Raw genomic sequence first — 24,710 nt, 5'->3', positions numbered from 1 at the left:
GGAGGCCGAAGTGCCAGTCTCAGACCAGCTGCTGACACGACACAAGGACAATGCTCTCTTGGTGGCCGAGCCCTTGGTACGACCCGCGGCCGAAGCGCCAGGCCTGTGTGAGGGCGGCCGGTGATCCGGTACCTCCGCGGGCGTACGGCGGAAGCCTTCCTCCGGAGGACGCCCCGGCGCGGCCGGCGCGGTGAACTGAACCGCGCCGGACGTGGGCCTTCCAGCCGGCGCCGTCCCTTGCCTGGAGGCTGTCGACCTTGTCGTCCTTCACCTCGCCCCGCCGGTCGTCCGCGGGAGCGCTCAGCGGCATCCTGTACGTGCTCCTCTTCGTGGCCAGCCTCGTCATCAGCGGCATCACCGCGCCCTCCGGGCCGTTCGCCACCCCGTACTCCAGTGACGACGTGGTGCGGAAGTACCTGCTCGCCGATCCGGTGGTGCTGCACCGCTCGCTTCAGGTGGGAGCCCTGTTCCAACTGCTCTCGGCACTGGCGCTGCTGGCGTTCGTCCCCTGGCTCACAGAGTTCGTGGGCCGCTACGGCACCCCGGTGCGGGCGGGTGTGGTCCGGGCGGCGGGCAGTGCGTCCGGGGTCCTGCTGGTGCTGTCCGCGAGCGCGGGTTGGGTCCTGTCGCTGCTGGGCACCGCCGCGGACCTGTCGGTGTCCCGCGCCCTCATGGACCTCGCCTTCATCACCGGCGCTGCGCCCGCGATCGGTACGCTCGGCGTGGTCCTGTGGCAGGTGTCGCGCACCGCGCTGGTGAGCCGGGCGCTGCCCGCCTGGGTGGCCTGGTCCGGACTGGCCCTGTCCGCCGCGAGCACGTTGTCTCTGCTCTCGCTGGTCGCCGAGCCGGCCACGCTGCTGATCCCGGTCGGACGTTACGTCGGCTTCCTCTGGTTCGTCGCGGTGAGCCTGACGCTGTGGCGTCGGGACGGCGGCACCCCCTCCACGGGCCAGTCGCGTACTACGGCGGGAGTAGCTGCGCCCGCACCCGCGAGCTGATGCCTGGGTGTGGCGCGCCGCACTAGCCTTCCGGCATGAACGAGTTGCGCCCGTCGTGGAAGCCGCCGTGGAACCGGTCCGGCCGGGCGGGCCTGCCCGTGCTCTCGTCGCTGGCCGTCGCCTGCTTCCAGGTGGCGGGCACGGTCGGCGCAGGGCACCGGCAGCCCGACCGCGTCCAGCTCGACGCCCTCGGCTACGCGCTGCTCCTGCTCGGCCCCGCCGCGCTGCTGCTGCGCCGCCGCCACCCGGCGGCGGTCATGGTCGGCACCACAGCGGTCACCATCGGCTACCTGCTCGCCGGGTACCCGTACGGCCCGGTCTTCGTCAGTCTTGGTGTGGCGTTCTTCGTCGCGGTCCAGTGCGGGCGACGGCGGGCGGCCTGGGCCTGCGGCGGCGCCTTCTACGTCGGTCAGCTGCTGATGAGCTACGCGGTTCCGCACGACTGGCTGCGGGCCAAGAGCTGGCAGGCCAACGCCTGGCAGGAGTTGGGCGTCACGGCGGTGCTGCTGCTCATCGCGACCGGTGCGGAACTGGCCCGGACCCGCCGCGAGCAGTCCGCCGCCGCCAGAGCCGCCGCGGAGGAGGCGCAGCGGCGCCGCGTCGACGAGGAGCGGCTGCGGATGGCCCGCGAGCTGCACGACATCCTGGCGCACAGCATCTCGTTGATCCACGTCCAGGCCGGGGTGGCGCTGGAACTCATCGACACCCGCCCGGAACAGGCCAGAAGCGCCCTGGCGACGATCAAGGCCGCCAGCAAGGAGGCCCTGGGCGAGGTCCGGCAGGTCCTCGGCACGCTGCGCGGACCGGGGGCCACCGCGCCGCGCACTCCCGCCCCCGGCCTGGACCGGCTGGACGAACTGGTCGACCAGGCCGGCCGGGCAGGCCTGACCGTCAGCGTCCGTTCCGAGGGCATCCCCGGGGAGGTTTCGGCCGCCGTCCAGCGGGCCGCCTTCCGGATCGTCCAGGAAGCCCTGACCAATGTGATCCGCCACTCCGCCGCCCGGACGGCCACCGTGCTGCTCTCCCGGACGGCCGACGGCCTCACCGTGCGGATCGACGACCCGGGCCCGGTGGGCGGCGGCGACGCGGGTGGCTCGGGAGCCGGATTGATCGGGATGAGGGAGCGGGTCGCCGCCTTCGGGGGCACCCTGGAGGCGGGCCCGTACGACGCGGGATTCCGAGTCCGGGCCCGCTTGACGAGGGGTGACTGATGATCAGGGTGCTGCTGGTGGATGACCAGATGCTGGTCCGGGCCGGTTTCCGGGCGTTGCTCGACGCCCAGCTCGACGTCGAGGTGGTCGGCGAGGCCGACGACGGCGAGCAGGCCCTGCGTCTCGCCGTCGAGCTGCGTCCTGACGTGGTGCTGATGGACATCCGGATGCCCCGCCTCGACGGCCTGGAGGCCACCCGGCGGATCGGGGCCGACCCGGAGCTCGGCGGGGTGCGGGTGGTCGTACTGACCACCTTCGAGCTCGACGAGTACGTCTTCGAGGCGCTGCGGTCCGGCGCGGCAGGGTTCCTCGTCAAGGACGCCGAGCCGGCCGAATTGCTCCGGGCGGTCCGGGTCGCCGCCGCAGGTGACGCGCTGCTCTCGCCGGGCGTCACCCGGCGCCTGATCGGAGAGTTCGCCGCCCGCTCGAAGGAACCGCAGGCGGTCGGCCTTGAGATGCTCACCGAACGCGAACGCGAGGTGCTTGCCCTGGTCGGGCTCGGGCTCTCCAACGAGGACATCGCCCGCCGCCTGGTGGTCAGCCCGCTGACCGCCAAGACGCATGTCAGCCGCGCCATGGTCAAGCTCGGCGCCCGCGACCGCGCCCAACTGGTCGTCCTCGCCTACGAGTCTGGCCTGGTCCGCCCTGGCTGGCTCGGGTGACGAGTGACAGATGACAGCGAACAGATAACAGCAAACAGATAACAGATTTCGAAATCTGTTATCTGTTCGCTGTTTGTTGTCATCGGCCACCGGCCCACCGGCCCGCCGCCCGCCGTCGGGCGCTACTCGCCGGAAGCCTGGTGCCGCCGGATCGCCCGCAGCCCGCCGTAGGCGGCTGCGGCCGTCCAGAGGGCCATGATCAGCAGTCCGGTCCAGTGGCCGTAGTGGATGCCGGCCTCGGTCCGGGTGTGCATCGCGTACAGGCCGGCCCGGTCCGGCAGGAACTGGCCGACCTCGCGGACGCCGGGGATGGCCGCCAGCCAGGTGGTGCCGAGGAACACCATCGGGCCGAGCAGGCCGAGCGCGGCGCTGAAGTTGCCCAGCATCGTGGTCAGTCCGAGGCAGAGCAGTACCAGCAGCGGGTGGTAGAGCACGCCGGCCACGAAGCTGCGGGCCAGGCCGGGGGTTGACCAGTCCAATCCGACGGTGGCGTCGACGGCCAGGAACGAGCCCGCCGTCGACGCCAGCCCGAGCAGCAGGCCCAGCCCGGCTCCGAGCGTGAGCTTGGCGCCGTACAGCCGAGCGCGCCGGGGGACGGCGATGAACGAGGTGCTGATCATGCGGGTGTTGAACTCCTGGCCGATCAGCAGGATCCCGAGGCAGGCCACGGCCACGTGCCCGAAGAGCAGCCCGTAGTAGATCCCGTTGGCCGGGTCAGTGCCGGGGGCCACGGTCTTGGGGTCTGAGGCGGCGCTGACGGCCGCAGTGACCCCGACGGTCAGGACCAGGGCGACCAGCGGGGCCGCCCACTGGGAGGGCAGGGTGGTGAACTTGATCCGTTCGGCGCGCAGGGCGTGGGCCGCGCTCATGGTCATCTTCCCTTCGTTCGTGGTCACTTGGCGCGCCGCAGGGCGAGCAGGCCGCCGTAGGCCGCGGCGCCGGCCCACAGGGCCATGATCAGCAGTCCGGTCCAGTGCCCGTACGAGACCTGCGGGTCGTCGGCGTAGTGCATCGCGTACTGGCCGGCCCGGTCGGGCAGGAACTGGGCCACCTGCCGCACCCCGGCCACGCCGCCGAGCAGCGGCGAGAGCAGGAAGAAGACCGGGACCAGCAGTCCCATGGCGGCGGTGAGGTTGCCGAGCAGCGCGGTCGCGCCGAGGCAGAACACCACCAGCAGCACCGGGTAGAGCACGCCGGCGGTGGCGCTGCGGACGAAGGCGGGGCCGTCCCAGTCGCCGGGGACGGTGGCCGCGTACCCGGCGAAGGCGCCCGCCGTGCCCGCCGCGCCGACGCCGAGGCCGACCAGCGCGCCGAGCGTGAGCTTGGCGCCGTACAGCCGTCCGCGCCGGGGGACGGCGGTCAGCGAGACGTCGATCATGCGGGTGTTGAACTCCTGGCCGATCAGCAGGACCGCGAAGCAGACCAGCGCGGCCTGGCCGAAGTTGAGCCCGTAGAAGACGCCCACGCCGGGGTCGTCGGTGAGGTTGTGCTCCGAGCCGCCGAGGGCCGCACCGATCGCCGTGGTGGTGCCCACGGTGAGCGCGAAGGCGAGCAGCGGGGTGATCCAGAGCGAGTGGAGGGTGGTGAGCTTGATCCGCTCGGCGTCGAAGGCGCAGAGGTGGTGCCGGAGAGTTGAGTCGGGGCTCATGCGGTGGCCTCGGCGCGGTACTCGACGCTGTCGGCGGTCATCCGCATGAACGCCTCCTCCAGCGAGTCCTGTTGGACCGCGATCTCGTACAGGACCACGCCGTGTGCGGCGGCGAGCGCGGCGATCTGCTCGGGTTCGGCGCCGGTCACCTCCCAGGCGCCGTCGTCGACCTCGGTCGCGGTGAGGTTGCCGGCGGTGTCCGACTGCCGGAGCAGGTCGCCGCCGAACAGGGCGGCGAGCTTGGCCGAGTTGACGGCCCGGACGCGGATCCTGGTCCGGCCGTGCTGGTCGATGAACTCGGCGGTGGCGGCGTCCGCGAGCAGCCGACCACGGCCGATGACCACCAAGTGGTCGGCGGTGAGCGCCATTTCGGTCATCAGGTGGGACGACACCAGCACCGACCTGCCCTCGGCGGCCAGTTCGCGCAACAGGGTGCGGATCCAGCGGATGCCCTCCGGGTCGAGACCGTTGACCGGTTCGTCCAGCAGCAGCACCGGCGGGTCGCCGAGCAGCGCGGCGGCCACCCCGAGGCGCTGGCGCATACCGAGGGAGAAGCCGCGGATCCGCCGTCCGGCGGCGTCCGTCAGGCCGACCTGGGCGAGCACCTCGTCCACCCGGCGCGGCGCCAGGCCGTTGCTCGCCGCGAGCCAGCGCAGGTGGCCGGCGGCGGTGCGGCCGCCGTGCAGGGCGTGGGCGTCCAGCAGGGCGCCCACCTGCCGTAGCGGCTGGACGAGTTCGGCGTACCGGCGGCCGCCGACCAGGGCGCTACCGGCGGTGGGGCGGTCCAGGCCGAGGATCAGGCGCATGGTGGTGCTCTTACCGGCGCCGTTCGGGCCGAGGAAGCCCGTCACCAGGCCGGGCCGGACCTCGAAGGACAGGTCGTCGACGACGCGCCGACCGTCGTACTCCTTGGTGAGGCCCTGGATCTCGATCACGGCCGCGCTCCCCTCTCGGTGCTCCGGTGCCGGGTCGTCCGGCTGGTGGTCACATTCGACCGGAGCGGGCCGTACCGGCGGATCCCGCCGGGGTCGGGAGCCGTCTCCCTCCCGGGAGGGAGACGGCGGCAGGCCGGCGGGGGAGCCCGGGCCGACCGCTGAGCTGGCAGGATGGTGGAATGCCCAGGATCCTCGCGCCGCTGCTGGCCGGCGCCACGTACGCGCGCCTGCTGCATCTGCTGGTCGGGTGGATCTTCGTGGGCGTCGTCCTGATGATCTACCCGGGGACGTACCACAAGAGCCTGGGCGAGATCGTGGTCGCCGGCGCCGCGGTGGACACCGCCCTGCTCGCCCTGGTCGCCCTCGTCCCCGCGACGCGGCGCGCCGAGGGGGTGCAGGCGCGACTGCTGCTGCTGCCCGACCGCGAGGAGGACATCGCCGCCGAGTCCTCCCGCACCTGGGCGGACCGGCGGCGCACCGCCGGCTGGCTGATCGGGCGGGTCGTGCTCGGCTCGGTGGTCGGGTTCGCGACGGCCTTCGGCCTCACCAGCGGCTACGACCTGCTGACCGGACCGGACTCGTTCTGGTACCTCCCGCTCGCCCCGGTGCTGGTGATCGGCTACGGCTGGCTGGTGGTGTCCGCCGGGCGCCTCCAACTCGCCATGGCTGTAAGGCTTCTGGGGCCATCCCCGGCGGAGCGGCTGGCGGAGGCGGAGCTGCGCGCCGAACGGCTGCTGGAACGCAACAGGTTGGCCCGCGAGCTGCACGACTCCATCGGCCACGCACTGACGGTGACGGTCCTTCAGGCGGGTGCCGCGCGGGAAGTCGGGGACCAGGTGTTCACCGCCAAGGCGCTCGAAGTCATCGAGGAGACCGGCCGCCGGGCCATGGAGGACCTCGAACGCACCCTCGTCCTGCTCCGCGAGACGCCGGAGGGCGCGGCCGGCAACGGAACGGCCACCGAACAGCCCGGTGTCGACCAGTTGCCCGCACTGTTCGACACCGCCCGGTCGGCCGGGAGCCCGGTCGAGGCGCGGATCGAGGTGTCGGCGGGCGCGCTGCCCGGGGTGCTCTCCCGCGAGTCCTACCGGATCGTCCAGGAGGGTGTCACCAACGCGCTCAAGTACGCGCCCGGCGAGCCGGTCAGCGTCCGGATCGCCCTTCAGGGAGGGCAGTTGGAGCTGCGCTGCGCCAATCGCCCGGCGGTCGGCGGCGTTCCGGCGCGCCTCCCGGGCGGCGCGGCGGGCAAGGGCGGCAAGGGGCTGCGCGGCATCCGGGAGCGCGCCACGCTGCTCGGCGGGGAGGCCACCGCCGGGGTTTCGGGCGACGGGGGCGGGGAGTGGGTGCTCGCCGTCCGGTTGCCCCTACGCTTGGGCTCGTGACGAACGATCTTGTGGGCGACGGACCGTCGAGGGGCTCCGCCGGGATGATCGACATCCTGCTCGCCGACGACGAGGAACTGGTCCGGGCCGGGATGCGGGCCGTCCTGGAGGCACAGGGGGACCTACGGGTGGTCGGTGAGGCCGCCGACGGCGCCGACGCGGTGGCGCTGGCCCGCACGCTGCGCCCGCACGTCGTCCTGATGGACGTCCGGATGCCGGTGCTGGACGGCCTGGCGGCCACCCGCGAGCTCCTGCGCCCCGGCGCGCCGGGGGACCAGCCGCCGAAGATCCTGGTCGTCACCACCTTCGAGAACGACGACTACGTCTACCAGGCGCTGCGCGCGGGCGCCGACGGCTTCCTGCTGAAGCGCTCCCGAGCGGCCGAGATCGCGCACGCGGTACGGCTGGTGGCGGCGGGCGAGTCACTGCTGTTCCCGGCCACGATCCGCCGCCTCGCGGCCGGCCACGGCAATCCCGCCGCCCGCGCGACCATGGAGCGGGCGGCACTGACCGAGCGCGAGGCGGAGGTGCTGCGGCTGGTCGCGCGCGGCCTCAGCAACGGGGAGATCGCCGAGCTGCTGTTCCTCGGCGTGCAGACGGTGAAGACCCACGTCAGCAGTGTGCTGGCGAAGCTCGGGGCGCGGGACCGCACCCAGGCGGTGATCGCCGCGTACGAGTCGGGCTTCGTCGAGCCGTCGGAGTAGCGCACAGCGCACCGGCGGTAGCTCGGCGGGGACGCGGGGCGGCCCGGCGCGGTGTCGGGGTCAGGCCGGGTACGCATGGGTCTGGGTGGCTTTGACGGAGGCCCAGACCTCGGATCCGGGCGCCAGCCCCAGCTCGGCGACGGCGGCCGGGGTGAGATCGGCGGCCATCGGGAGTTCGCCCGCGAGGTCGGCGCGCACCTGGTCGCCGTGCAGGTCCAGGCCAGTGACCTCGGCCTTCCACACGTTGCGCGCGCTGGACTGGGGCCGTTCGCGGTGCAGGGTCACGGCGGACGGCGGGAAGGCGACGAAGGCCGGGCCGGACAGCTCCTCGGTGGTGGCCAGGACCGTGCCGGCCGTGAGCGTGACCTGGTGGCCGTCGGCCACGCCCTGGTACAGGTTCAGTCCGACCAGGCGCGCGATGTAGTCGGTGCGCGGCCGCCGGGCGACCTCCGCCGGGCTGCCGGACTGCACCTCGTGCCCGCCCTCGATCACCACCAGCCGATCGGCGAGTACCATCGCGTCCAGCGGGTCGTGCGTCACCAGCACCGCCACGGCCTCGAACTCGGCCAGATGGCGCCGCAGTTGGGCGCGTACGTCGAGCCGGGTGCGGGCGTCCAGAGCGGCCAGTGGCTCGTCCAGCAGCAGCAGCCGGGGGCGGACGGCCAGCGCCCGGGCCAGCGCCACCCGCTGGGCCTGGCCGCCGGAGAGGCTGCCGGGTCGTACGGAGGCGTGGTCGGCCAGGCCCATCCGCTCCAGCCAACCGGCCGCCTCGGCCCGGGCGGCACGCTTGGGGCGGCCCTGGCAGCGCGGGCCGAAGGCGACGTTGTCGAGCGCGCTGAGGTGCGGGAAGAGCAGGTAGTCCTGGAACACCACACCGACGGGACGCTCCTCGGCGGGGGTGTGCACGCGCTGCCCGGGCTCCTCCAACAGGCGTCCGTCCAGGCGCAGGTGGCCGCCGGTGAGCGGGAGCAGCCCGGCGAGGGCGCGCAGGGCGGTGGACTTGCCGGCGCCGTTCGGGCCGAGCAGCGCGATCACCTCGCCGGGTGCGGCGGTGAGGGCGAGGTCGAGGGTGAACGCGGCGCGCTCCACCCGCAGCCGGGCGTCGAGGGCGGGTGCAGGTGCAGCCGCGGCGGCCGTGGAGGCGGGGTCGGCCGAGTCGGTGGGGTCGGTGGGGTCGGTGGGGGAAGTGCTCATCGGGGCGGCGTCCAGGGGGTCGGGGCAGCGGTGGCCGGGCTCCGGCCCGGGGCTCGCGGGGCCGTCACGGGGTCGACATCCAGCGGTCGCGCAGGCCGACCAGGACCGCGACGGAGACCACCAGCAGGACCAGCGACAGCGCGATCGCCGCCTCGGGGTCCGATTCCATGGCGAGGTAGACGGCCAGTGGCATGGTCTGGGTGCGGCCCGGGAAGTTGCCCGCGAAGGTGATCGTGGCGCCGAACTCGCCGAGCGCCCGGGCCCAGGCGAGGACCGCCCCGGCGGCGATCCCCGGGGCGATCAGCGGCAGGGTCACCCGGCGGAACGCCGTCAGCCGGGAGGCGCCCAGGGTCGCGGCCGCCTCTTCGTAGCGGGGGTCGGCGGCGCGCAGCGCACCCTCCACGCTGATCACCAGGAACGGCATCGCCACGAACGCCTCGGCGATGACCACTCCGGTCGTGGTGAACGGCAGCGTGATGCCGAAGGCCGAGTCCAGCCAGGAACCGACGATGCCGCGCCGTCCGAGGACCAGCAGCAGTGCCACGCCGCCGACCACCGGCGGCAGCACCAGCGGCAGGGTGACCAGGGCCCGGATCACCCGTCGGCCCGGCAGCTCGGTGCGGGCGAGCAGCCAGGCCAGCGGGACGCCGAGGACCAGCGAGACCGCCGTGGCCGCTGTCGCGCAGATCAGCGACAGACGCAGGGCGTCCCAGACGGCGGCGCTGGTGAGCTGCTTGGACAGGCCGCTCCAGGGCGCCCGGACGAGCAGGCCGACCAGCGGCAGGATCAGGAACGCCAGCCCGAGCAGCGCCGGGAGCAGCAGCGTGACCGGGACGCGGTGGGTGCGCCGGCGCCGGCGTGGCAGGGCTTTCGCCGTTCCTGCCACGCCGGGCCCGGTGCCGGTGGCGCGCTCGGTGGTGCGCCCGGTGTCGGTGGTGCGCTTGGTGGTGCGGTCGCTCACGGCGCCTGGAAGCCCGCCGCGGTGAGCACCTGCTTGGCCTCGGGCGACTGGATGTACGCGACGAAGGCGGCGGCGCCGTCCTTGTTCGGGGCCTTGGCCAGGGCGGCGATCGGGTAGTCGTTCACGGCCTTGTCGGCCTCGGGGAAGTCCACGCTGTCGATCTTCCCAGCGTCCGCCTTCACGTCGGTCTTGTACACGAGCGAGGCGTCGACCTCGCCGAGCTCGACCTTGGTCAGCGCGCCCTTGACGTCCTGCTCCAGGGTGACCGGGGTGAGGTTGACGTTGGCGGCCTTGAGCGCGGTCAGGGCGGCGGCGCCGCACGGCACCTCCTTTGCGCACAGCGCGACCTTCACACCGGAGGCGGTGAGGTCGTTCAGGCCCGCGACGTGCTCGGGGTTGCCCTTGGGCACGGCGATGGTGAGCGTGTTCTTGACGAAGGTCTTCGGGTCGCCGCTCGCGCCGCCCGCGTCGGTCACGGTCTTCATGGTGGCCGGACTGGCGGCGGCGAACACGTCCGCCGGGGCGCCCGAGTTGATGCTGGTGGCGAGGCTGGAGCTGCCGCCGAAGTTGAACTTGACCTTGGCGCCCGGGTTCGCGGCCTCGAACTTCTTGCCGAGGTCGGTGAACGTCTCCTTGAGCGAGGCGGCGGCGAAGACGGTGATGTCGCCGGTGGCCTTCGGGACGCTGCCGCCACCGGCCGCCGACGAGGCCGAGGAACCCGCCGTCGAAGCGGCCGAGGAGCTGCCAGACTTGCCACCGCCGTCGCTGCCGCAGGCGGTGGCCCCGAGGCTGAGGACGAGGGCCGCCGCGGCGGCGACGGCGAGTCTGCGGGTGGTCGTACGGGTGCTCATCGGGGCTTCCCCTCCAGGGCGCGCGCCGGAAGGGGCGCGGAGTGAGGCCGCAGGTGCGGCCATTAAGGTGATCATAGTGCCGCAAATGCGAGTGATAAGTCCTCTGTCGCTTCGCACGGGCGGGGTGTGGCGGCGCTCTCCGCCCGGCTGTGCGAAGGCTCAAACGTGCACGGACGGCGCCGGAGCGGGAGTGCTGCGGGGGTCGGCGTGATGGCCTGTGTGAGGGCCGGCGTGAGCGTGGTGCCGGGGAAATTACGTCGCGCAGGGGGCGGCCGGGCGGACAGAGTGGGGGCGATTCGTACGGCAGTCCGTACACACCACCCGGGCCGAACGGCCCAGAAGAGGAGGGGGGGTCCGTCCATGTCCACGTTGCGCGTCACCGCGGAGAAGCTGGTCGTCCTGGAGCACCCGAACGCCGACGCACTGGAGCTCGCGCAGGTCGGCCTCTACCGGGCGGTGGTCGCCAAGGGCAGGTACCGGACCGGCGACTACGCCGTCTACATCCCCGAACAGTCGGTCCTCCCGGTGAAGTTGATCGAGGAGCTGGGCCTGACGGGCAAGCTTGCCGGCAGCAAGTCCGACCGGGTGAGGGCCGTCCGGCTGCGCGGTGAGCTGTCCCAGGGCATCGTCTGCCTGCCGGCCGCGCTCGCCGGCACCGACCTGGCGGACGCCGCCGGGCGCGGCGAGGACTTCGCCGAGCTGCTCGGAGTCGTCAAGTGGCAGCCCCCGGTACCGACCTCCATGAGCGGCGACGTGCTGAGCGCGCCCGACCTGCTGCCCTGGGTGGACATCGAGAACCTCAAGCGCTACCCCGACGTCTTCGAGCCCGGCGAGCCCGTGGTGCTGACCGAGAAGCTGCACGGCAGCTGCTGCCTGATGACGTACACCGCCGCCACCGGCGAGGTCCGGGTGTCGTCCAAGGGCATCGGGGCGCAGGGGCTCTCACTGGTCGAGGACGAGCGCAACCTGTACTGGCGGGCCGTGCGCGCGTACGACCTCCCCGCCGTGGCGGCCCGACTGGCCGAGCGGCTGGGCGCCGAGCGGGTCGGCGTCTTCGGCGAGGTCTTCGGCGCCGGTGTGCAGGACCTGACGTACGGAGCCTCCGGCCGTGCCGAACTGCCCGGCTACGCCGTGTTCGACGTGTCGGCCGTGGTGGACGGGCAGCTGAGGTGGTACTCCGCCGCCGAACTGCTCGCCGCCGAACTGCTCGACGGCGAACTGCCGCTGGTGCCCGAACTGTGGCGGGGGCCGTTCGACCCGGAGACCGTGCTGGCCTTCGCCCAGGGCAAGGAGACCGTCTCCGGGCGTGAACTCCACCTGCGCGAAGGCGTGGTGGTCCGGCCGGTGACCGAGCGCTGGAGCCCGGTGGTGGGCGGACGGGCGATCGCCAAGGTGGTCGGTGACGCCTACCTGACGCGCAGGGGCGGCACCGAGTACGAGTGATCCCCGCCCCGTCGCGCCCTCTCGCGCCCTCCCCCGCGCTTTCACGCCTTCCGCAGCTGATGGATCGTCAGCTAGGTTGGTGGGTCGCCTGCGGAGAATGGAGTGCCGATGACCGCCGCCACCGCCCTCATCCCCGGGCCGGCCGGAAACCCCCTGGTCGGGTCGCTGTTCGACCTCACCCGCCGCCCGCTGCGCACCTACCTCGCCGCCCGCCGCGACCACGGGGACGTGGTCCGGTTCCGGGTCGGGCCGCCCGGGCTGCGGGTCGAGTTCTACGGGGTGTTCTCCCCGGAGGGCGTCCAGCAGGTGCTGGGCGGTGAGGCGGCCAACTTCCGCAAGGAGAACGCCTTCTACGACGAGTTGCGGACCAGCGTCGGTAACGGCCTGCTGACCAGCCAGGACGGCGACTACCAGTGCCAGCGCCGGCTGGTCCAGCCGCTGTTCACCCGCCGCCGGGTGGACGGCTACGCGGGCGCCGTCGCCCGGGAGGCGCGGGCGCTCACCGAGCGGTGGAACGCGATCCCGGTCGGGGTCGTGGACGCGGCGGAGGAGATGTCCCGGTTCGCGCTGCGAGCCGTCGCCCGGATCCTGTTCGGCGCGGACGTCGAGGAGGCGGTGGCGGTGGTGGACCGCAGCTTCCCGGTGCTCGGTGAGTACGTCTGGGACCGGGGCTTCGCGGCGATCCGCATCCCGCGCACCTGGCCGACCCCCGCGAACCGGCGCGGCGCCGAGGCCCAGCGCGCCCTGTACGCGGTCTGCGACCGGATCATCGCCGAGCGGGCCGCGCGCGGCGACCTGGACGAGGACGCGGACGACCTGCTCACACTGCTCGGACGGGCCCGTGGCGAGGACGGGGAGCAACTCGACCCGGCCGAACTCCGGGACCAGGTGCTGGTGTTCCTGCTTGCCGGGCACGAGACCACGGCCACCTCGCTGGCCTTCGCGCTGCACCTGCTCGCCAAGCACCCCGAGCAGCGGAAGCTCGCCCAGCAGGAGGCGCAGACCGTGCTGGCCGGCCGGGAACCGACCGCGGCGGACCTGGAGTCGCTGCCGTACATCACCCGGGTGCTGAAGGAGGCGATGCGGCTCTACCCGGCGGCGGCCCTGGTCGGGCGGCGGGCGGTCGCCGAGACGGTCATCGACGGGTACGTGATCCCGGCGGGTGCCCAGGTCGTCGTCTCGCCACTGGTCACCCACCGGCACCCGGCGCACTGGCCGGACCCGGAACGCTTCGACCCCGACCGCTTCCTGCCCGAGCAGGAGAAGGACCGGCACCGCTACGCCTGGTACCCGTTCGGTGGTGGTCCGCGGGCGTGCATCGGGCAGCACTTCGCGATGCTGGAATCGGTGCTGAGCCTGGGCGTGCTGCTGCGGGACTTCGAGATGGAGGCGGTGGACGAGCGGGTGGCGCTCGCCCAGGGCATCACGCTCCGCGCGGCGAGCCCGATGCGGATCCGGGTGACGGCGCGGGGAGCCGCAGGGCTCGCCGGGTAACGGCTGACAGCGTTCAGATTTCAGATGACAGAGGATGAAATCTGTTATCTGTCATCTGTTTGTTGTTATCTGTTCGCTGCCTCTCCGGGTGTGTGGCCGGCCGGCGCCCACCGGGGGGTGCGGGTGCGCGGCGGGGGCGCCGCCCCGGCGGGACAGCGCCCCCGATCGGCTCTGCCGGTGCCTCAGCCCCGGCTCTGGAACACGATCCTGGTCCAGGTGGAGCCCGGGCAGTTGCCCCAGACGTCCCAGGCCTGGGATCGGGCGCCGATCCACAGGCCGGTGGTGCTCGTGCCGTTGGCACAGTAGGTGATGGTGCGCAACTCGCCCGAGTAGACGTTGCAGTAGCCCTCCCAGCGCCACCCGTAGTTCGCGGTGATGACGCAGTGGTAGGAGGCGGCGGCCACCTCGGGCGAGGCTCCGATGGCATTGGCGGTGATGGTCTGGTCGGCGACGGTGGGCGCGGCGGCGGCGGGCAGGGTGGTGGTCCCGAGCACGCCGAGGGTGGCCGCGGCGGCGGCCCCGAACGTGGCGATCTTCCTGGCGATGCGACCTCGCATGGCGGTTTCTCCTCGCTCAGCGGTACGGATCGGGCGGTGCGTCCCCGGCCGTCCAGATCCACGGGGTGGGTGAATTCCGGCTTCCCGTCCGGCCGATGACGTATTGCGCACGAATGACTGCGTACAGTGAGACGACGGCCTATGATGTGAGCTGTGTCACAACCTTTTCTTTGGGTTGTGACCTGCCCAACTGGGCTTTCGGAGTGCCGATTTCCGGGGAGAGCGGCATGGCGGAATGCGGCGGTAGGTGTGGTGGCGGACGCGGGGGCGGCGGTGGGAAGGACTTCGGTCCGAGGCCTGCCGATCGTCAATCGGACGATTTCAACCGGGTGTTCACGGAAATGCTGCCGAGGCTCCACCGGGCGGCCGCGTCGCTCACCGGCGGGCTCGCCGCCGGGGACGTGGTGCATGACGCGTATCTGCGGATCGCCCGCAGGCCGGAGCGGTTCCTGAGCCATCCGCAGCCCTACGCCTACGTGTTCACCACGATGGCGAACATCCTGCGCGACCAGTGGCGCCGGGATCGGCGGAGGGTCGTGCTGCCCGATCCGTGCGAGACGGCCGAGCGGGAGCGGGACCGGCCGCCGGTCGAGTCGCCGTCGGGCGGGATGGCTGAGCTGCAGGCGCGCTGGGAGGTGCTCCGACTGCTGGGCTGCCTGACGGCGAAGCAGGCCCGCGTGGTGGTGCTGGTGGACCTCGACGGCTACACCGTCGACGAGGCCGCCGAACTGCTGGGCCTGCATCGCAGCACGCTGGCCGTCACCCGTCGCCGCGCCCACGGGAGGCTGCGCGCGGTCCTCGCGCGGGAGCGGGAACATGAGCGGGAGGGCGAGCGGGACCATCGGCCGGGGCCCGCCCTCGAAGCGGCGCCCGGCGCGGGGTCCGCTGCGGGGTCCGCTGCGGGGTCCGCTGCGGGGCCCGGTGCAGGCCCTGGGGCGGCGCCCGAAGCGGCACCCGACGCACCGAGCTGACGCCAAGTCAGCTGATGCGCCGCCCCGGCCCGTACGCTGAAAATCGTGATCACGTACGAGGACCACCGCCTCCGCGCCCTGGCTGACGACGGCCGCTGGCCCGAACTGCTGACCGCCTACCGGCAGGGTCGGGCGGCAGCCGTGGAGCGCGCCGGGGAGGAGCCCGCGGCGGCGCTGACCGCGCCGCTCGGCCACCTGATCGCCTACTCGGCGCCGCCGGAGCTGGCCGTCCGGCTGTTCGACCGGGACGGCGGCCCGGGGACGGTCGCCGGGGTCGCCGACCATGACGCCGGTCCGCTCTGGGAGGTGCTGGCGACCCGGCATTCCTGGCTGCGGCTGGCCCCGCTGCTCGTCCCGGCCCCGGTGCGCCGACTGGTCGCGCAGACCCGGGTGCTGCTCGGCGAGGACCTCTCGTACGGGGCCGAACCCGACCCGGAGGGCGTGCCGCTGCTGCTGGCGCCGTGGGAGGCGGCCGGATGGGACGAGGGGGCGCGGGTGCGCCAGTACCTGCCCTGCGGGGGCGCGCGCAGTGCGCTGCTGACCCTGCCGGCCAGCCGGGAGGGTCTGGGTGACGTGACGCTGCCCGCATCGGGCGTACGGCTGGGCGGGCAGCGGGCGACCCGGGCACTGGCCGCACTGGCGGACTGGGCGGAGGTGGTCTGCGTCCGGGGCCCGGCGCCGCAGGCGGCCGCCCAACTGGCCCGTAGTTCCCGGGTCACCGGCGGGTACCTGCCGTTCGCGCTGGTCTATCCGGCGCTAGTACAGGCCGCCGTCGTGGACCGCGGACGGGGCTCGGCGCACGGACGGCTGGCGCTCTGGCGGGCGCTGGTCGAGATGGCCGGCGCGAAGGGTACGGACGGGTCGGACCGGGCGGAGGTCGACGCGCTGGTGGCCCGGATGCGCTGCTTCATCTGGCACGAGCCGACCGCCGGGCTGCGCCATCTGCACGTCGCGCTGGAGGACCCGGCCTGTGGCCTGGCCTGGGCGGTGAGCGGCTCCGAGGACCTGTGAGGACCTCCGAGGACCTGCGAGGACCTGTGGGGACCCGCGAGAACCGGTGAGGACCGGTGAGGGCCTGTGGCGAAGGCCCGTCGGACATGCGGAACCCCCGGTCCGGCGCCGTTTCCGGGGGAGGTGGTGGCGCCGGACCGGGGGCGTATGAGGGGGCCGCTCAGGCGGCCGCGGCCGCGCCGCTCTGGACGGGGACGGCTTCCGGAGTCGCCGGGACGGCCTCGGGGGCCTCGACCGGCCCGCCGTGCGCGTCGACCAGGGTCCGCTCGTCGAACGGCTCCTCGCCGGCCAGCACCCGCTGGGCGCGGTCCGCGTCGAGTTCGCCGGTCCAGTGCCCGATCAGGACGGTGGCGACGGCGTTGCCCGCGAAGTTGGTGAGCGCACGGGCCTCGGACATGAAGCGGTCGATGCCGACGATCAGGCCGACCCCGTCCACCAGCGCGGGCTTGTGCGACTGCAGTCCGCCGGCCAGGGTGGCCAGCCCGGCGCCGGTGACCCCGGCCGCACCCTTGCTCGCGATCACCATGAACACCAGCAGCGAGAGCTGCTCGCCGATCGACATCGGCTTGTCCATCGCCTCGGAGATGAAGATCGACGACATGGTGAGGTAGATCGCGGTGCCGTCGAGGTTGAAGCTGTAGCCGGTCGGCACGGTGATGCCGACGACCGGGCGGCTCACGCCGAGGTGCTCCATCTTGGCGATCAGGCGGGGCAGCGCGCTCTCGGAGGAGGAGGTGGAGAGGATCAGCAGGAACTCGCGGCCCAGGTAGCGCAGCAGGGCGAACACGTTGACCCCGGCGACCAGTCGCAGCAGCGCGCCCAGGACGACGACGACGAACAGCACGCAGGTCGCGTAGAAGCCGATCATGATGACCGCGAGGCTCTTCAGCGCGGCCGTGCCGGTCGCCCCGACGACGGCGGCCATCGCCCCGAAGGCGCCGATCGGCGCGACCCACATGATCATCGACATGACCCGGAAGACCAGCCGCTGCACGTGCTCGATCCCGCGCAGCACCGGGGCACCGGCCGGGCCCATCGCCTGGAGGGCGAAGCCGGCGAGCAGTGCGACCAGCAGGGTCTGCAGCACCTTGCCCTCGGTGAGGGCCGAGAACGTGGTGGTGGGGATCATCCCGAGCAGGAAGTCGGTCGTCGACTGGGCGCCGCCGGCGACGGCCTGGGCGTGGCCGGACTTCGCGAGCGCGGCGGTCAGGTGCAGGCCGCCGCCGGGCTCCAGCAGGTTGCCGATGGCCAGGCCGATGGCCAGCGCGACGGTCGACATGACGAGGAAGTAGCCGAGGGCGAGGCCGCCGACCTTGCCGACCTTGGCGGCCTTGGTCACCGAGCCGATGCCCAGCACGATGGTGCAGAAGATCACCGGGCTGATCATCATCTTGATCAGGTTGACGAAGCCGGTGCCGACCGGCTTCAACTCCACGGCGAAGCCGGGGGCGGCCAGCCCGACCGCGATGCCCGCGACCACGGCGGCGATGACGGCGAGGTAGAGGTAGTGGGTCCGGTCCCTGCGTCTGGATCCCCCCGCCGGTGCGGCTCCATCGATCGACATCTGCGGCTCCTTCGCCGTGCGGTCCTGGCGGCCCCGGGTGGTGGGCCGCTCTGACTATCGGTCCTGGGCGTGACGGAGGTCACGTTTGCGTTCATAGAGTTCACGGCCGGGTGCCGCTGGGACGTGGGGTGCGACGGGGCTGGGGGGCGTTCGTCGACAGGTCGTCGGCAGGCCGCCGACCTGTCGCGGGCCCCTGGGGGACCCCGGGAGTGTGGTGCACACTGGCAGGCATGTCCGTGCGCACCGCCCCCACGCCCTCGCGCCGACGGCTCCCGGCACCCCGCGGGCTGGTCCGCAGCCTGGCTGGGCAGCTCTTCGTCGTCCAGGTGGTCATCGTCGCCGCCGTGGTGGCGGGCGGTGCGGTGCTCGCATACCTCTTCACCGCGGACCGGGCCGAGGACGCGGCCCGCCGTCAGGTCACCACTGTCGCCCACGCCGTCGCCGACTCGCCCTCCGTGCGGGCCGCCGTCACCACGCCGGACCCGACCGCGGTGCTCCAGCCGTACGTCGAGCAGGTGCGGGTGGACACCGGCGTCTCCTTCATCACCGTCATGGACACCGAGGGCGTGCGCTGGACCCACCCGCTGCCCGAGCAGATCGGCAAGCGCTTCCTCGGACACATCGACTGGGCACTCGCGGGGGAGACCCGCAGCGAGACGTACACCGGCACGCTCGGGCCGTCCGTGCGGGTGGTGACGCCGGTGCTGGACGACCGGCACCAGGTGATCGCGCTGGTCAGCGCGGGCCTCACGGTGGAATCCATCTCCGCGCAGTTGAGCGGCCCGCTGCTCGCCCTGGTCGGGGTGGCGGTGGCCGCGCTCGGGGTCGGCGGCGTGGGCACCTACCTCGCCAACTCCCGGCTGCGGCGGCACACCCACGGCATGGGGCCGGCCGAACTCAGCCACCTCTACGAATACCACCAGGCGACCCTGCGCTCGGTGCGCGAGGGGCTGGTCCTGCTGGACCGCGCGCACCGGGTGGTGCTCTGCAACGACGCGGCCCGTGAACTGCTCGGACTGGGCGGCAACTTGGAGGGCCGCCTGATCGTGGAGCTGGGACTGCCGCAGGCGCTGGTCGCGGCCGTGCTCGGCGACGAGCCGGTCCGGGACGAGGTGCACCTGACCGCCGAGCGGGTGGTGGTGCTCAACACCTCCACCATCGGCACCGGCCTCGGCCGGGTCGTCACCCTGCGCGACCACACCGAACTCCAGTCGCTCAGTGGAGAGCTGGATTCCGTACGGGGCTTCACCGAGGCCCTCGGGGCGCAGGCGCACGAGGCGGCCAACCGGCTGCACGCCGTCGTCTCGCTGATCGAACTCGGCCGCCACGAACAGGCGGTGGAGTTCGCCACCGCCGAGCTCGCGCTCGCCCAGCAGCTCACCGACCGGGTGGTCGCGGCGGTCGGCGAACCAGTACTGGCCGCGCTGCTGCTCGGCAAGGCGGCCCAAGCGGCCGAACGGGGAGTGGAGTTGACCCTCACCGACGACAGTCGGATCGACGACGGGCTGCTGCCGCCCGGGCTCTCCGCACGGGACCTGATCACCGTCCTCGGCAACCTGATCGACAACGCCGTGGACGCCGCCATCGCCGGAGCCGCGCAGAGCGCGGTGCCGCCGGAGGTCACCGTCACCGTGCGGATCGATGGCGGTGGCGTGGGTGGCGTGGGGGGCGGCGACGCGGCTCCGGGTGGCGGCGATTGCCTGCTGCTGCGCGTCGCCGACACCGGGGCGGGGATCGACCCGACCGCCGTCGAGGACGTGTTCCGGCGCGGCTGGAGCACCAAGCAGGACGTGCGCGGGCACGGTCTCGGGCTGGCACTGGTGTCCCAGGCCGCCCGGCGCAACGGCGGCAGCGTCGAGGTCGGGCGCGACCGGGGTGCGGTGCTCACCGTCCGGCTGCCGCTCGCCGGGCTGCCGGCACGATCCGGTGAGCGGCAGCCGGGGCAACTCGGGAGCCCGGAGCAACTTGGCCAGCCAGGCCAGCCAGGCCAGCCAGGCCAGCCGGGGCAGCCGGGCCGACGGGAAGGGGTGTCGCGATGACCGAGGTGACCGCCGGGCCGGGGATCTCCGTGCTGGTCGTCGAGGACGACCCCGTGGCCGCCGCCGCGCACACCCTCTACGTCGAGCGCGAACCCGGCTTCCACGCCGCCGGGACGGTGCACAGCTGCGCCGACGCGCTGCGCTTCCTGGACCGCGCCCGCGCTGCCGGGAGGCCCGTCGACCTGACCCTGCTCGACCTCTACCTGCCGGACGGCCACGGCCTCCACCTATGCCGCTCGCTGCGTGCCGCCGGCCACACCACCGACGTCATCGCGGTGACCTCGGCCCGCGACCTGGCGATGGTGCGGCAGGCCGTGTCGGCGGGCGTGGTCCAGTACCTGCTGAAACCGTTCAGCGCCGCCGCCCTGCACGACCGCCTGGAACGCTACGCCCGCTACCGCGACAGCCTCGGGCGCACCGGCGAGGCGACCGGGCAGGACGAGGTCGACCAGGCGTTCGCCCTGCTCCGCACGCCCGAGCGCAGCAGCCTCCCCAAGGGGTTGAGCGCGCCCACCCTGGACACCGTCGCCGCCGTACTGCGCGAGACGGCGACGGGTCTGTCCGCCGCCGCCGCGGGCGTCGCCGCCGGGGTCTCCCGGATCACCGCGCGCCGCTACCTCGAACACCTCGTCGACACCGGGCGGGCGGTGCGGGAACCGCAGTACGGGAGCGTGGGGCGGCCGGAGCTCTGCTACCGGTGGAAGGGTGGCGGGGCGGCTCCGGGTCGGCGGGGGTGAGGGCCGTGACCTTTTCGCCGGTGGCTCGTTGGCAGGACCGGGGGCGGTTCACTCACTCGGGTGGTTCTGGGGGTCCCTGGGGTATCCCGCCAGGTCAGGGGCGGTAAAGTTAGGCTTACCTAACTTCTTCTGGGGGTTTGCCTTGTCGCTCGCCGCCGTTCCCGCCCAGGTTCCGGCCTCCTCCTCCGGAACTGTCGGAGCCGCCGGAGCCGTCGGAGGTGTCGAATCCGCCGGTGTCGCTGGAGCCGCCGGTGCCCCGGCCTCCGGCGAGGCCATCCTGCGCCGCCAGCGCGTACGCGAGTCCGCCGCCCGTACGTACGCCCGGTCCTTCCCGATCGTGCCGGTACGGGCCCACGGCATGACCGTCGAGGGCGCCGACGGGCGGCGCTACCTGGACTGCCTCTCCGGCGCCGGGACGCTCGCCCTCGGGCACAACCACCCGGTGGTGCTGGAGGCGATCCGCCGCACCCTCGACAGCGGCGCCCCGCTGCACCTGCTCGACCTCGCCACCGCCGAGAAGGACGACTTCACCAGCGCCCTCTTCGAGAGCCTGCCCGCCGACTTCGCCGCCGGCGCCCGGATCCACTTCTGCGGGCCGGCCGGCACCGACGCCGTCGAGGCCGCGCTCAAGCTGATGCAGACCGCCACCGGCCGGTCCGGCGCGCTCGCCTTCACCGGCGCCTACCACGGCATGACCGCCGGAGCCCTGGCGCTCACCGGAAACGTCGCCGTCAAGGAACCGCTGCCGAGCGGCGGCGAGGTCGTCCGGCTGCCCTACCCGTACGGCTACCGCTGCCCGTTCGGCGTCGGCGGCGAGGCCGGCGCCGACCTCGCCGCGACCTACGTCGAACGGCTGCTCGACGACCCCTCGGGCGGGGTCGTCCCGCCCGCCGCGATGATCCTGGAAGCCGTCCAGGGCGAGGGCGGCGTCGTCCCCGCGCCCGACGGCTGGCTGCGCGAGATGCGCCGGATCACGGCCGAGCGGGGCATCCCGCTGATCGTCGACGAGGTGCAGACCGGCGTCGGGCGCACCGGGGCGATGTGGGCCGTCGAGCACAGCGGCATCGTCCCGGACGCCATGGTGCTCTCCAAAGCCATCGGCGGCAGCCTGCCGCTCGCCGTCGTCGTCTACCGGGAGGACTACGACGGCTGGCGCCCCGGCGCCCACACCGGCACCTTCCGCGGCAACACCCTCGCCATGGCCGCCGGCGCCGCCACCCTGCGCCACGTCGCCGCCCACGGGCTGGCCGAGCGCGCCGCCGTCGTCGGCGAGCGGATGACCGCCCGGCTGCGCGGGCTCGCCGCCGAACTGCCGGTGATCGGCGACGTGCGCGGGCGCGGCCTGATGCTCGGCGTCGAACTCGTCGACCCCGCCGCCGAACCGGACGCCTGCGGGGCCAGGCCGGCCGACCCGGCGCTCGCCCGCCGGGTGCGGGAGGCCTGCCTGGCACGCGGGCTGATCGTCGAACTCGGCGGGCGCCACGACGCGGTGCTGCGACTGCTGCCGCCGCTGACCATCACCGACGAGCAGGTCGCCGCGGTGCTCGACCGGCTGGCCGACGCGATCGCGGCCGCTGCGGCCGTCGATCCCGTCTCTGCGGCGAGCGCCGCGGCTCCCGCGGCCCGGGGCGCCGAATGAGCGCGCGGCGAGGGGGCGATGGCGGTTCAGGGGAAGGCTCGGGAGGAGGCTCGGGCGCCCGAGCCGGGGCCGGTGGTGACTCCGGTGCCGAGGGCGGTTCCGGGGCCGGAGTCGGGGCCGGTTCTGGAGTCGGGGGCGGTTCGAGGGTCGGAGGCGGTTCGAGGGCCGGCCGTGGTTCCGATGCGGGTTCCGGCTCGGGTTCCGGCGCCGCAGCCGGACTGCCCGGCGGGCCCGCCCCGTTGGACGCCCTCGCGGGCGGCGTCGGCGGGCCCGGCGCGCTCGGACCGCTGCTGGCCACCGTCCTCGACGCGCTCGACCACGGCATCGCCCTGCGCGGCGGGCCGCTGCCCGCAGGCAGTCCGGCCGAGCTCGGTGCGCTGGTCGCCGACGGTCTGGCCGGCGCCCACGGGCCCGGCGCGCTCGCCCGCCTCACCGAACTCCTCGCCTACGGCGCCGCCGACCCCGCCGACCCGGCCTGCGCCGCCCACCTGCACTGCCCGCCGCTCGCCGTGGCCGCCGCCGCCGACCTCGTGGTCAGCGCCCTCAACCCCTCCCTGGACTCCTGGGACCAGGCCCCCGCCGCCACCGCCCTGGAGACCGCCCTCCTCGCCGAACTCGCCGCCCTCGTCGGCTACGACCCGGCCCGCGCTGCCGGCGTCCTCACCTCCGGCGGCACCGAGTCCAACCTCATGGGACTGATGCTGGCACGGGACCAGAAGCTGGACGGCATCGTCGAATTGGACGGCATCCCGGCCGGAGTCCGGCCGTGCGTCGTCGCCTCCGAGGCCGCGCACTTCTCCGTCCAGCGCGCCGCCGCCCTGCTCGGGCTCGGCGAGCGCGCCGTCACCACCGTCCCCGTCGACCGGCAACTCCGGATGGAACCAAAGGAGTTGGAGCGGACCCTGGCCGAGGCCAGCTGGGCCGGACGCACCCCGATCGCCATCGTCGCCACCGCCGGCACCACCGACACCGGCGGCATCGATCCGCTGCACGTCGCCGCCGACCTGGCCGGCCGCTACGGCGCCTGGCTGCACGTCGACGCCGCGTACGGCGGCGGCGCGCTGCTCTCCGACCGGCTCGCCCCGCTCCTCGACGGCATCGATCGTGCCGACTCCGTCTCCCTCGACTGGCACAAACTGGGCTGGCAGCCCTCCGCCGCCGGCGTCTTCCTGGTCCGCCGCACCGAGACCTACGTCTCGCTCGCCCGCCGCGCCGAGTACCTCAACCCCGTGGACGACGAGCAGGCCGGCTACCCCAGCCTGCTCGGCCGCTCGCTGCGCACCACCCGGCGGGCCGACGCCTTCAAACTCGCCGTCACCTTGCGCACCCTCGGCCGCGACGGGCTCGGCCGACTCGTCGACGCCTGCCACGAACTCGCCCGGTCGGCCGCCGAGGCCGTCCGCGCCGAACCGTCGCTCGAACTCCACGCCGAACCCGCGCTGACCGTCGTGCTGTTCCGCTACCGGCCGCCGGGCCTGACCGACGAGGCTGCCGTCGACGAACTCAACGGCAGCCTGCGCCGGTTGCTGCTGCACACCGGGCGGGCGGTGGTCGGGCGGACCGAACTCCCGGGCGAGGGGCCGGGCCGGGTACGGCTCAAGCTCACCCTGCTCAACCCGCACGCCACGGCGGGGGAGGTCCGTGTACTGCTGCGCGAGGTGGTGGGCGCCGGGCGGAAGGCCGAGGGGGACCGGGCCGGCTAGGCGCGCGCTGCGGGGAGTCGGTCATCGCCGGTCATCGCCGGCCGACCGGCGCCCGGGCAGGCCCCGTTCGGGACCGAGGACCAGGGCGCCGAATCATGACCGCGACCGGATGACCACGGTTGCCGCGGTGGCGGTGGCGGTGGCGGTGGCGGTGGCGGTGGCGGTGGCGGTGGCGGCGTGGCTGTGGTTGCGGTCGGTCAGTCGCTCAGGAGTGTGGTGCGGGTGAGCTCCCAGGTCTCCGGGTCGGCGGCGACCAGCAGGCCGTTCTCGCAGCCGGGGGCCTCGGGGCGGTAGGGGGTGCCGTCCAGCCGGGCGGACACGCCGCCGGCCTCGGTGACGAGCAGGGAGCCGGGGGCGTGGTCCCAGGGGAGGGTGCGCCAGTAGAGGAGGAAGTCGAAGCGGCCCTCGACGACGTCCGGGTACTCGATTCCGGCGGCGTGCCGACCGGGGGAGACCTCGCCGAAGGCCGACTCGTTGGCCTGCAAACGCCGGCGGTGTTCCAGGTCGAGGTAGCGGCTCTTCACGGATCCGCGCAGCTTCGCGGCGTCGCGCGGTGCCGGCGGCCGGGTCAGGCGCACGCCGTCGCGCCAGGCCCCGGAGCCCAGTTCGGCACAGTAGGCGGTGGCGGTGGCGGGCTGCCAGATCCAGGAGGCGACGGTCTCTCCGCCGCGGACGAGCGAGCACATCACGGCGTACTCGGGGCGGCCTGCGACGAAGTTGGCGGTGCCGTCGACCGGGTCGACCAGCCAGGCGGCGGGCTCGTCGTGGAGGGCCTGGGCGAGTTCGGGGTCGGCGGAGACCGCCTCCTCGCCGACCACGGGGACGGGCAGCAGCTCGCGCAGGCGGCGGGCGATGATCACCTCGGCCTCGCGGTCGGCGACCGTCACGATCTCGCCGGGCGCCTTCTCCATCACCTCGCCGGCGGCCAGCGCCCGGAAGCGTGGCTCCACCACCTCGGCCGACGCCTCGGCGAGTATCTCCGCCACCTTGTCCATCAGCACGTTCG

At 73.7% G+C, this 24,710-nt stretch carries 22 protein-coding genes; 13 read left to right on the top strand and 9 right to left on the bottom strand.

What is annotated here, in order from left to right; all coding sequences use genetic code 11:
- Window positions 1-257 precede the first annotated feature (257 nt).
- The 3 genes from AB0O82_RS00955 to AB0O82_RS00945 are packed head-to-tail and all read left to right on the top strand — an operon-like array spanning window position 258 to window position 2,871.
- Entirely contained in the window at window positions 258-998 is a 741-nt protein-coding gene (locus AB0O82_RS00955; RefSeq protein ID WP_363579414.1) for a hypothetical protein, read from the top strand.
- A 35-nt stretch (window positions 999-1,033) separates the two neighbouring features.
- Window positions 1,034-2,209, top strand: coding sequence for a sensor histidine kinase (locus AB0O82_RS00950; protein ID WP_363579412.1), 1,176 nt, complete (start codon window positions 1,034-1,036; stop codon window positions 2,207-2,209).
- Window positions 2,209-2,871 carry a response regulator transcription factor gene (locus tag AB0O82_RS00945; protein ID WP_363579411.1) on the top strand — a complete coding sequence of 221 codons (663 nt, stop codon included), beginning with the start codon at window positions 2,209-2,211 and terminating at the stop codon, window positions 2,869-2,871. The genes AB0O82_RS00950 and AB0O82_RS00945 overlap by 1 nt, the downstream gene beginning before the upstream one ends.
- A 122-nt stretch (window positions 2,872-2,993) precedes the next feature.
- Here the strand turns inward: AB0O82_RS00945 and AB0O82_RS00940 are convergent, their stop codons facing one another.
- Genes AB0O82_RS00940 through AB0O82_RS00930 form a run of 3 tightly spaced genes read right to left on the bottom strand, consistent with a single transcriptional unit; the run spans window position 2,994 to window position 5,454 of the window.
- On the bottom strand, window positions 2,994-3,740 hold the full coding sequence (locus AB0O82_RS00940; protein ID WP_363579410.1) for a hypothetical protein: 747 nt from the start codon (window positions 3,738-3,740) through the stop codon (window positions 2,994-2,996).
- A 23-nt stretch (window positions 3,741-3,763) separates the two neighbouring features.
- Entirely contained in the window at window positions 3,764-4,519 is a 756-nt protein-coding gene (locus AB0O82_RS00935; protein WP_363579409.1) for a hypothetical protein, read from the bottom strand.
- On the bottom strand, window positions 4,516-5,454 hold the full coding sequence (locus AB0O82_RS00930) for an ATP-binding cassette domain-containing protein (RefSeq protein ID WP_363579408.1): 939 nt from the start codon (window positions 5,452-5,454) through the stop codon (window positions 4,516-4,518). The genes AB0O82_RS00935 and AB0O82_RS00930 overlap by 4 nt, the downstream gene beginning before the upstream one ends.
- A gap of 179 nt (window positions 5,455-5,633) precedes the next feature.
- Here AB0O82_RS00930 and AB0O82_RS00925 point away from each other — a divergent pair, with 179 nt between their 5' ends.
- Together AB0O82_RS00925 and AB0O82_RS00920 are read left to right on the top strand one after the other, a co-directional pair.
- Complete coding sequence (locus tag AB0O82_RS00925; RefSeq protein ID WP_363579406.1) at window positions 5,634-6,836, top strand: histidine kinase; 1,203 nt, start codon at window positions 5,634-5,636, stop codon at window positions 6,834-6,836.
- 44 nt (window positions 6,837-6,880) lie between these two features.
- Window positions 6,881-7,540, top strand: a complete 660-nt coding sequence (locus AB0O82_RS00920) for a response regulator transcription factor (protein ID WP_363579664.1) — start codon at window positions 6,881-6,883, stop codon at window positions 7,538-7,540.
- A gap of 60 nt (window positions 7,541-7,600) precedes the next feature.
- On the opposite strand, the gene AB0O82_RS00915 is transcribed toward AB0O82_RS00920, so the two are convergent.
- From AB0O82_RS00915 to modA, 3 genes are all read right to left on the bottom strand, one after another.
- Window positions 7,601-8,734, bottom strand: coding sequence for an ABC transporter ATP-binding protein (locus AB0O82_RS00915; protein ID WP_363579404.1), 1,134 nt, complete (start codon window positions 8,732-8,734; stop codon window positions 7,601-7,603).
- Between the two features lie 64 nt (window positions 8,735-8,798).
- Entirely contained in the window at window positions 8,799-9,620 is an 822-nt protein-coding gene (locus AB0O82_RS00910; RefSeq protein WP_363579663.1) for an ABC transporter permease, read from the bottom strand.
- Window positions 9,621-9,691: 71 nt separating this feature from the next.
- Window positions 9,692-10,546 (bottom strand): molybdate ABC transporter substrate-binding protein, encoded by an 855-nt coding sequence (modA, locus tag AB0O82_RS00905; RefSeq protein WP_363579402.1) that lies wholly within the window; start codon window positions 10,544-10,546, stop codon window positions 9,692-9,694.
- 360 nt (window positions 10,547-10,906) lie between these two features.
- Here modA and AB0O82_RS00900 point away from each other — a divergent pair, with 360 nt between their 5' ends.
- Both AB0O82_RS00900 and AB0O82_RS00895 read left to right on the top strand, forming a co-directional pair.
- Window positions 10,907-11,989: an RNA ligase (ATP) gene (locus AB0O82_RS00900; RefSeq protein WP_363579401.1), complete on the top strand. Its 1,083-nt coding sequence runs from the start codon at window positions 10,907-10,909 to the stop codon at window positions 11,987-11,989.
- Window positions 11,990-12,097: 108 nt separating this feature from the next.
- The gene (locus AB0O82_RS00895) at window positions 12,098-13,483 is read left to right on the top strand and encodes a cytochrome P450 (protein ID WP_363579399.1); all 1,386 of its coding nucleotides are present in this window, start codon (window positions 12,098-12,100) and stop codon (window positions 13,481-13,483) included.
- A 182-nt stretch (window positions 13,484-13,665) separates the two neighbouring features.
- Here the strand turns inward: AB0O82_RS00895 and AB0O82_RS00890 are convergent, their stop codons facing one another.
- Window positions 13,666-14,040, bottom strand: coding sequence for a hypothetical protein (locus tag AB0O82_RS00890; protein ID WP_363579397.1), 375 nt, complete (start codon window positions 14,038-14,040; stop codon window positions 13,666-13,668).
- A gap of 113 nt (window positions 14,041-14,153) precedes the next feature.
- On the opposite strand from AB0O82_RS00890, the gene AB0O82_RS00885 reads away from it, so the two are divergent.
- Together AB0O82_RS00885 and AB0O82_RS00880 are read left to right on the top strand one after the other, a co-directional pair.
- A complete protein-coding gene (locus tag AB0O82_RS00885) occupies window positions 14,154-15,011 on the top strand; it encodes an RNA polymerase sigma factor (RefSeq protein ID WP_363579395.1) in 858 nt (285 codons plus the stop codon).
- Between the two features lie 45 nt (window positions 15,012-15,056).
- A complete protein-coding gene (locus AB0O82_RS00880) occupies window positions 15,057-16,022 on the top strand; it encodes a hypothetical protein (RefSeq protein WP_363579393.1) in 966 nt (321 codons plus the stop codon).
- A gap of 160 nt (window positions 16,023-16,182) precedes the next feature.
- On the opposite strand, the gene AB0O82_RS00875 is transcribed toward AB0O82_RS00880, so the two are convergent.
- Entirely contained in the window at window positions 16,183-17,586 is a 1,404-nt protein-coding gene (locus AB0O82_RS00875) for a cation:dicarboxylase symporter family transporter (RefSeq protein ID WP_363579391.1), read from the bottom strand.
- 230 nt (window positions 17,587-17,816) lie between these two features.
- Between AB0O82_RS00875 and AB0O82_RS00870 the strand changes: the two genes are divergently transcribed.
- The 4 genes from AB0O82_RS00870 to AB0O82_RS00855 all read left to right on the top strand — a co-directional run bounded on the left by AB0O82_RS00870 (window position 17,817) and on the right by AB0O82_RS00855 (window position 23,704).
- Window positions 17,817-19,625 carry an ATP-binding protein gene (locus AB0O82_RS00870; protein WP_363579389.1) on the top strand — a complete coding sequence of 603 codons (1,809 nt, stop codon included), beginning with the start codon at window positions 17,817-17,819 and terminating at the stop codon, window positions 19,623-19,625.
- The gene (locus AB0O82_RS00865) at window positions 19,622-20,362 is read left to right on the top strand and encodes a response regulator (protein ID WP_363579387.1); all 741 of its coding nucleotides are present in this window, start codon (window positions 19,622-19,624) and stop codon (window positions 20,360-20,362) included. The genes AB0O82_RS00870 and AB0O82_RS00865 overlap by 4 nt, the downstream gene beginning before the upstream one ends.
- A 274-nt stretch (window positions 20,363-20,636) precedes the next feature.
- The gene (locus AB0O82_RS00860) at window positions 20,637-22,001 is read left to right on the top strand and encodes a diaminobutyrate--2-oxoglutarate transaminase (protein ID WP_363579662.1); all 1,365 of its coding nucleotides are present in this window, start codon (window positions 20,637-20,639) and stop codon (window positions 21,999-22,001) included.
- 239 nt (window positions 22,002-22,240) lie between these two features.
- A complete protein-coding gene (locus AB0O82_RS00855; RefSeq protein ID WP_363579385.1) occupies window positions 22,241-23,704 on the top strand; it encodes a pyridoxal-dependent decarboxylase in 1,464 nt (487 codons plus the stop codon).
- 197 nt (window positions 23,705-23,901) lie between these two features.
- On the opposite strand, the gene AB0O82_RS00850 is transcribed toward AB0O82_RS00855, so the two are convergent.
- Window positions 23,902-24,699 carry an inositol monophosphatase family protein gene (locus tag AB0O82_RS00850; RefSeq protein ID WP_363579661.1) on the bottom strand — a complete coding sequence of 266 codons (798 nt, stop codon included), beginning with the start codon at window positions 24,697-24,699 and terminating at the stop codon, window positions 23,902-23,904.
- Window positions 24,700-24,710 lie beyond the last annotated feature (11 nt).

The organism is Kitasatospora sp. NPDC088264 (assembly GCF_040685715.1).
Lineage (GTDB): Bacteria > Actinomycetota > Actinomycetes > Streptomycetales > Streptomycetaceae > Kitasatospora.
This window is presented reverse-complemented; position numbering and strand designations above follow the sequence as displayed.

Bases quoted from the DNA above. Each gene is read 5' to 3' on its own strand.
- AB0O82_RS00870 (WP_363579389.1), top strand. From the start codon at position 17,817: ATGTCCGTGCGCACCGCCCCCACGCCCTCGCGCCGACGGCTCCCGGCA.
- AB0O82_RS00850 (WP_363579661.1), bottom strand. From the start codon at position 24,699: ATGGACAAGGTGGCGGAGATACTCGCCGAGGCGTCGGCCGAGGTGGTG.
- modA (WP_363579402.1), bottom strand. From the start codon at position 10,546: ATGAGCACCCGTACGACCACCCGCAGACTCGCCGTCGCCGCCGCGGCG.
- AB0O82_RS00890 (WP_363579397.1), bottom strand. From the start codon at position 14,040: ATGCGAGGTCGCATCGCCAGGAAGATCGCCACGTTCGGGGCCGCCGCC.
- AB0O82_RS00950 (WP_363579412.1), top strand. From the start codon at position 1,034: ATGAACGAGTTGCGCCCGTCGTGGAAGCCGCCGTGGAACCGGTCCGGC.
- AB0O82_RS00875 (WP_363579391.1), bottom strand. From the start codon at position 17,586: ATGTCGATCGATGGAGCCGCACCGGCGGGGGGATCCAGACGCAGGGAC.
- AB0O82_RS00935 (WP_363579409.1), bottom strand. From the start codon at position 4,519: ATGAGCCCCGACTCAACTCTCCGGCACCACCTCTGCGCCTTCGACGCC.
- AB0O82_RS00940 (WP_363579410.1), bottom strand. From the start codon at position 3,740: ATGAGCGCGGCCCACGCCCTGCGCGCCGAACGGATCAAGTTCACCACC.
- AB0O82_RS00865 (WP_363579387.1), top strand. From the start codon at position 19,622: ATGACCGAGGTGACCGCCGGGCCGGGGATCTCCGTGCTGGTCGTCGAG.
- AB0O82_RS00895 (WP_363579399.1), top strand. From the start codon at position 12,098: ATGACCGCCGCCACCGCCCTCATCCCCGGGCCGGCCGGAAACCCCCTG.
- AB0O82_RS00900 (WP_363579401.1), top strand. From the start codon at position 10,907: ATGTCCACGTTGCGCGTCACCGCGGAGAAGCTGGTCGTCCTGGAGCAC.
- AB0O82_RS00885 (WP_363579395.1), top strand. From the start codon at position 14,154: ATGACTGCGTACAGTGAGACGACGGCCTATGATGTGAGCTGTGTCACA.
- AB0O82_RS00920 (WP_363579664.1), top strand. From the start codon at position 6,881: ATGATCGACATCCTGCTCGCCGACGACGAGGAACTGGTCCGGGCCGGG.
- AB0O82_RS00915 (WP_363579404.1), bottom strand. From the start codon at position 8,734: ATGAGCACTTCCCCCACCGACCCCACCGACCCCACCGACTCGGCCGAC.
- AB0O82_RS00945 (WP_363579411.1), top strand. From the start codon at position 2,209: ATGATCAGGGTGCTGCTGGTGGATGACCAGATGCTGGTCCGGGCCGGT.
- AB0O82_RS00925 (WP_363579406.1), top strand. From the start codon at position 5,634: ATGCCCAGGATCCTCGCGCCGCTGCTGGCCGGCGCCACGTACGCGCGC.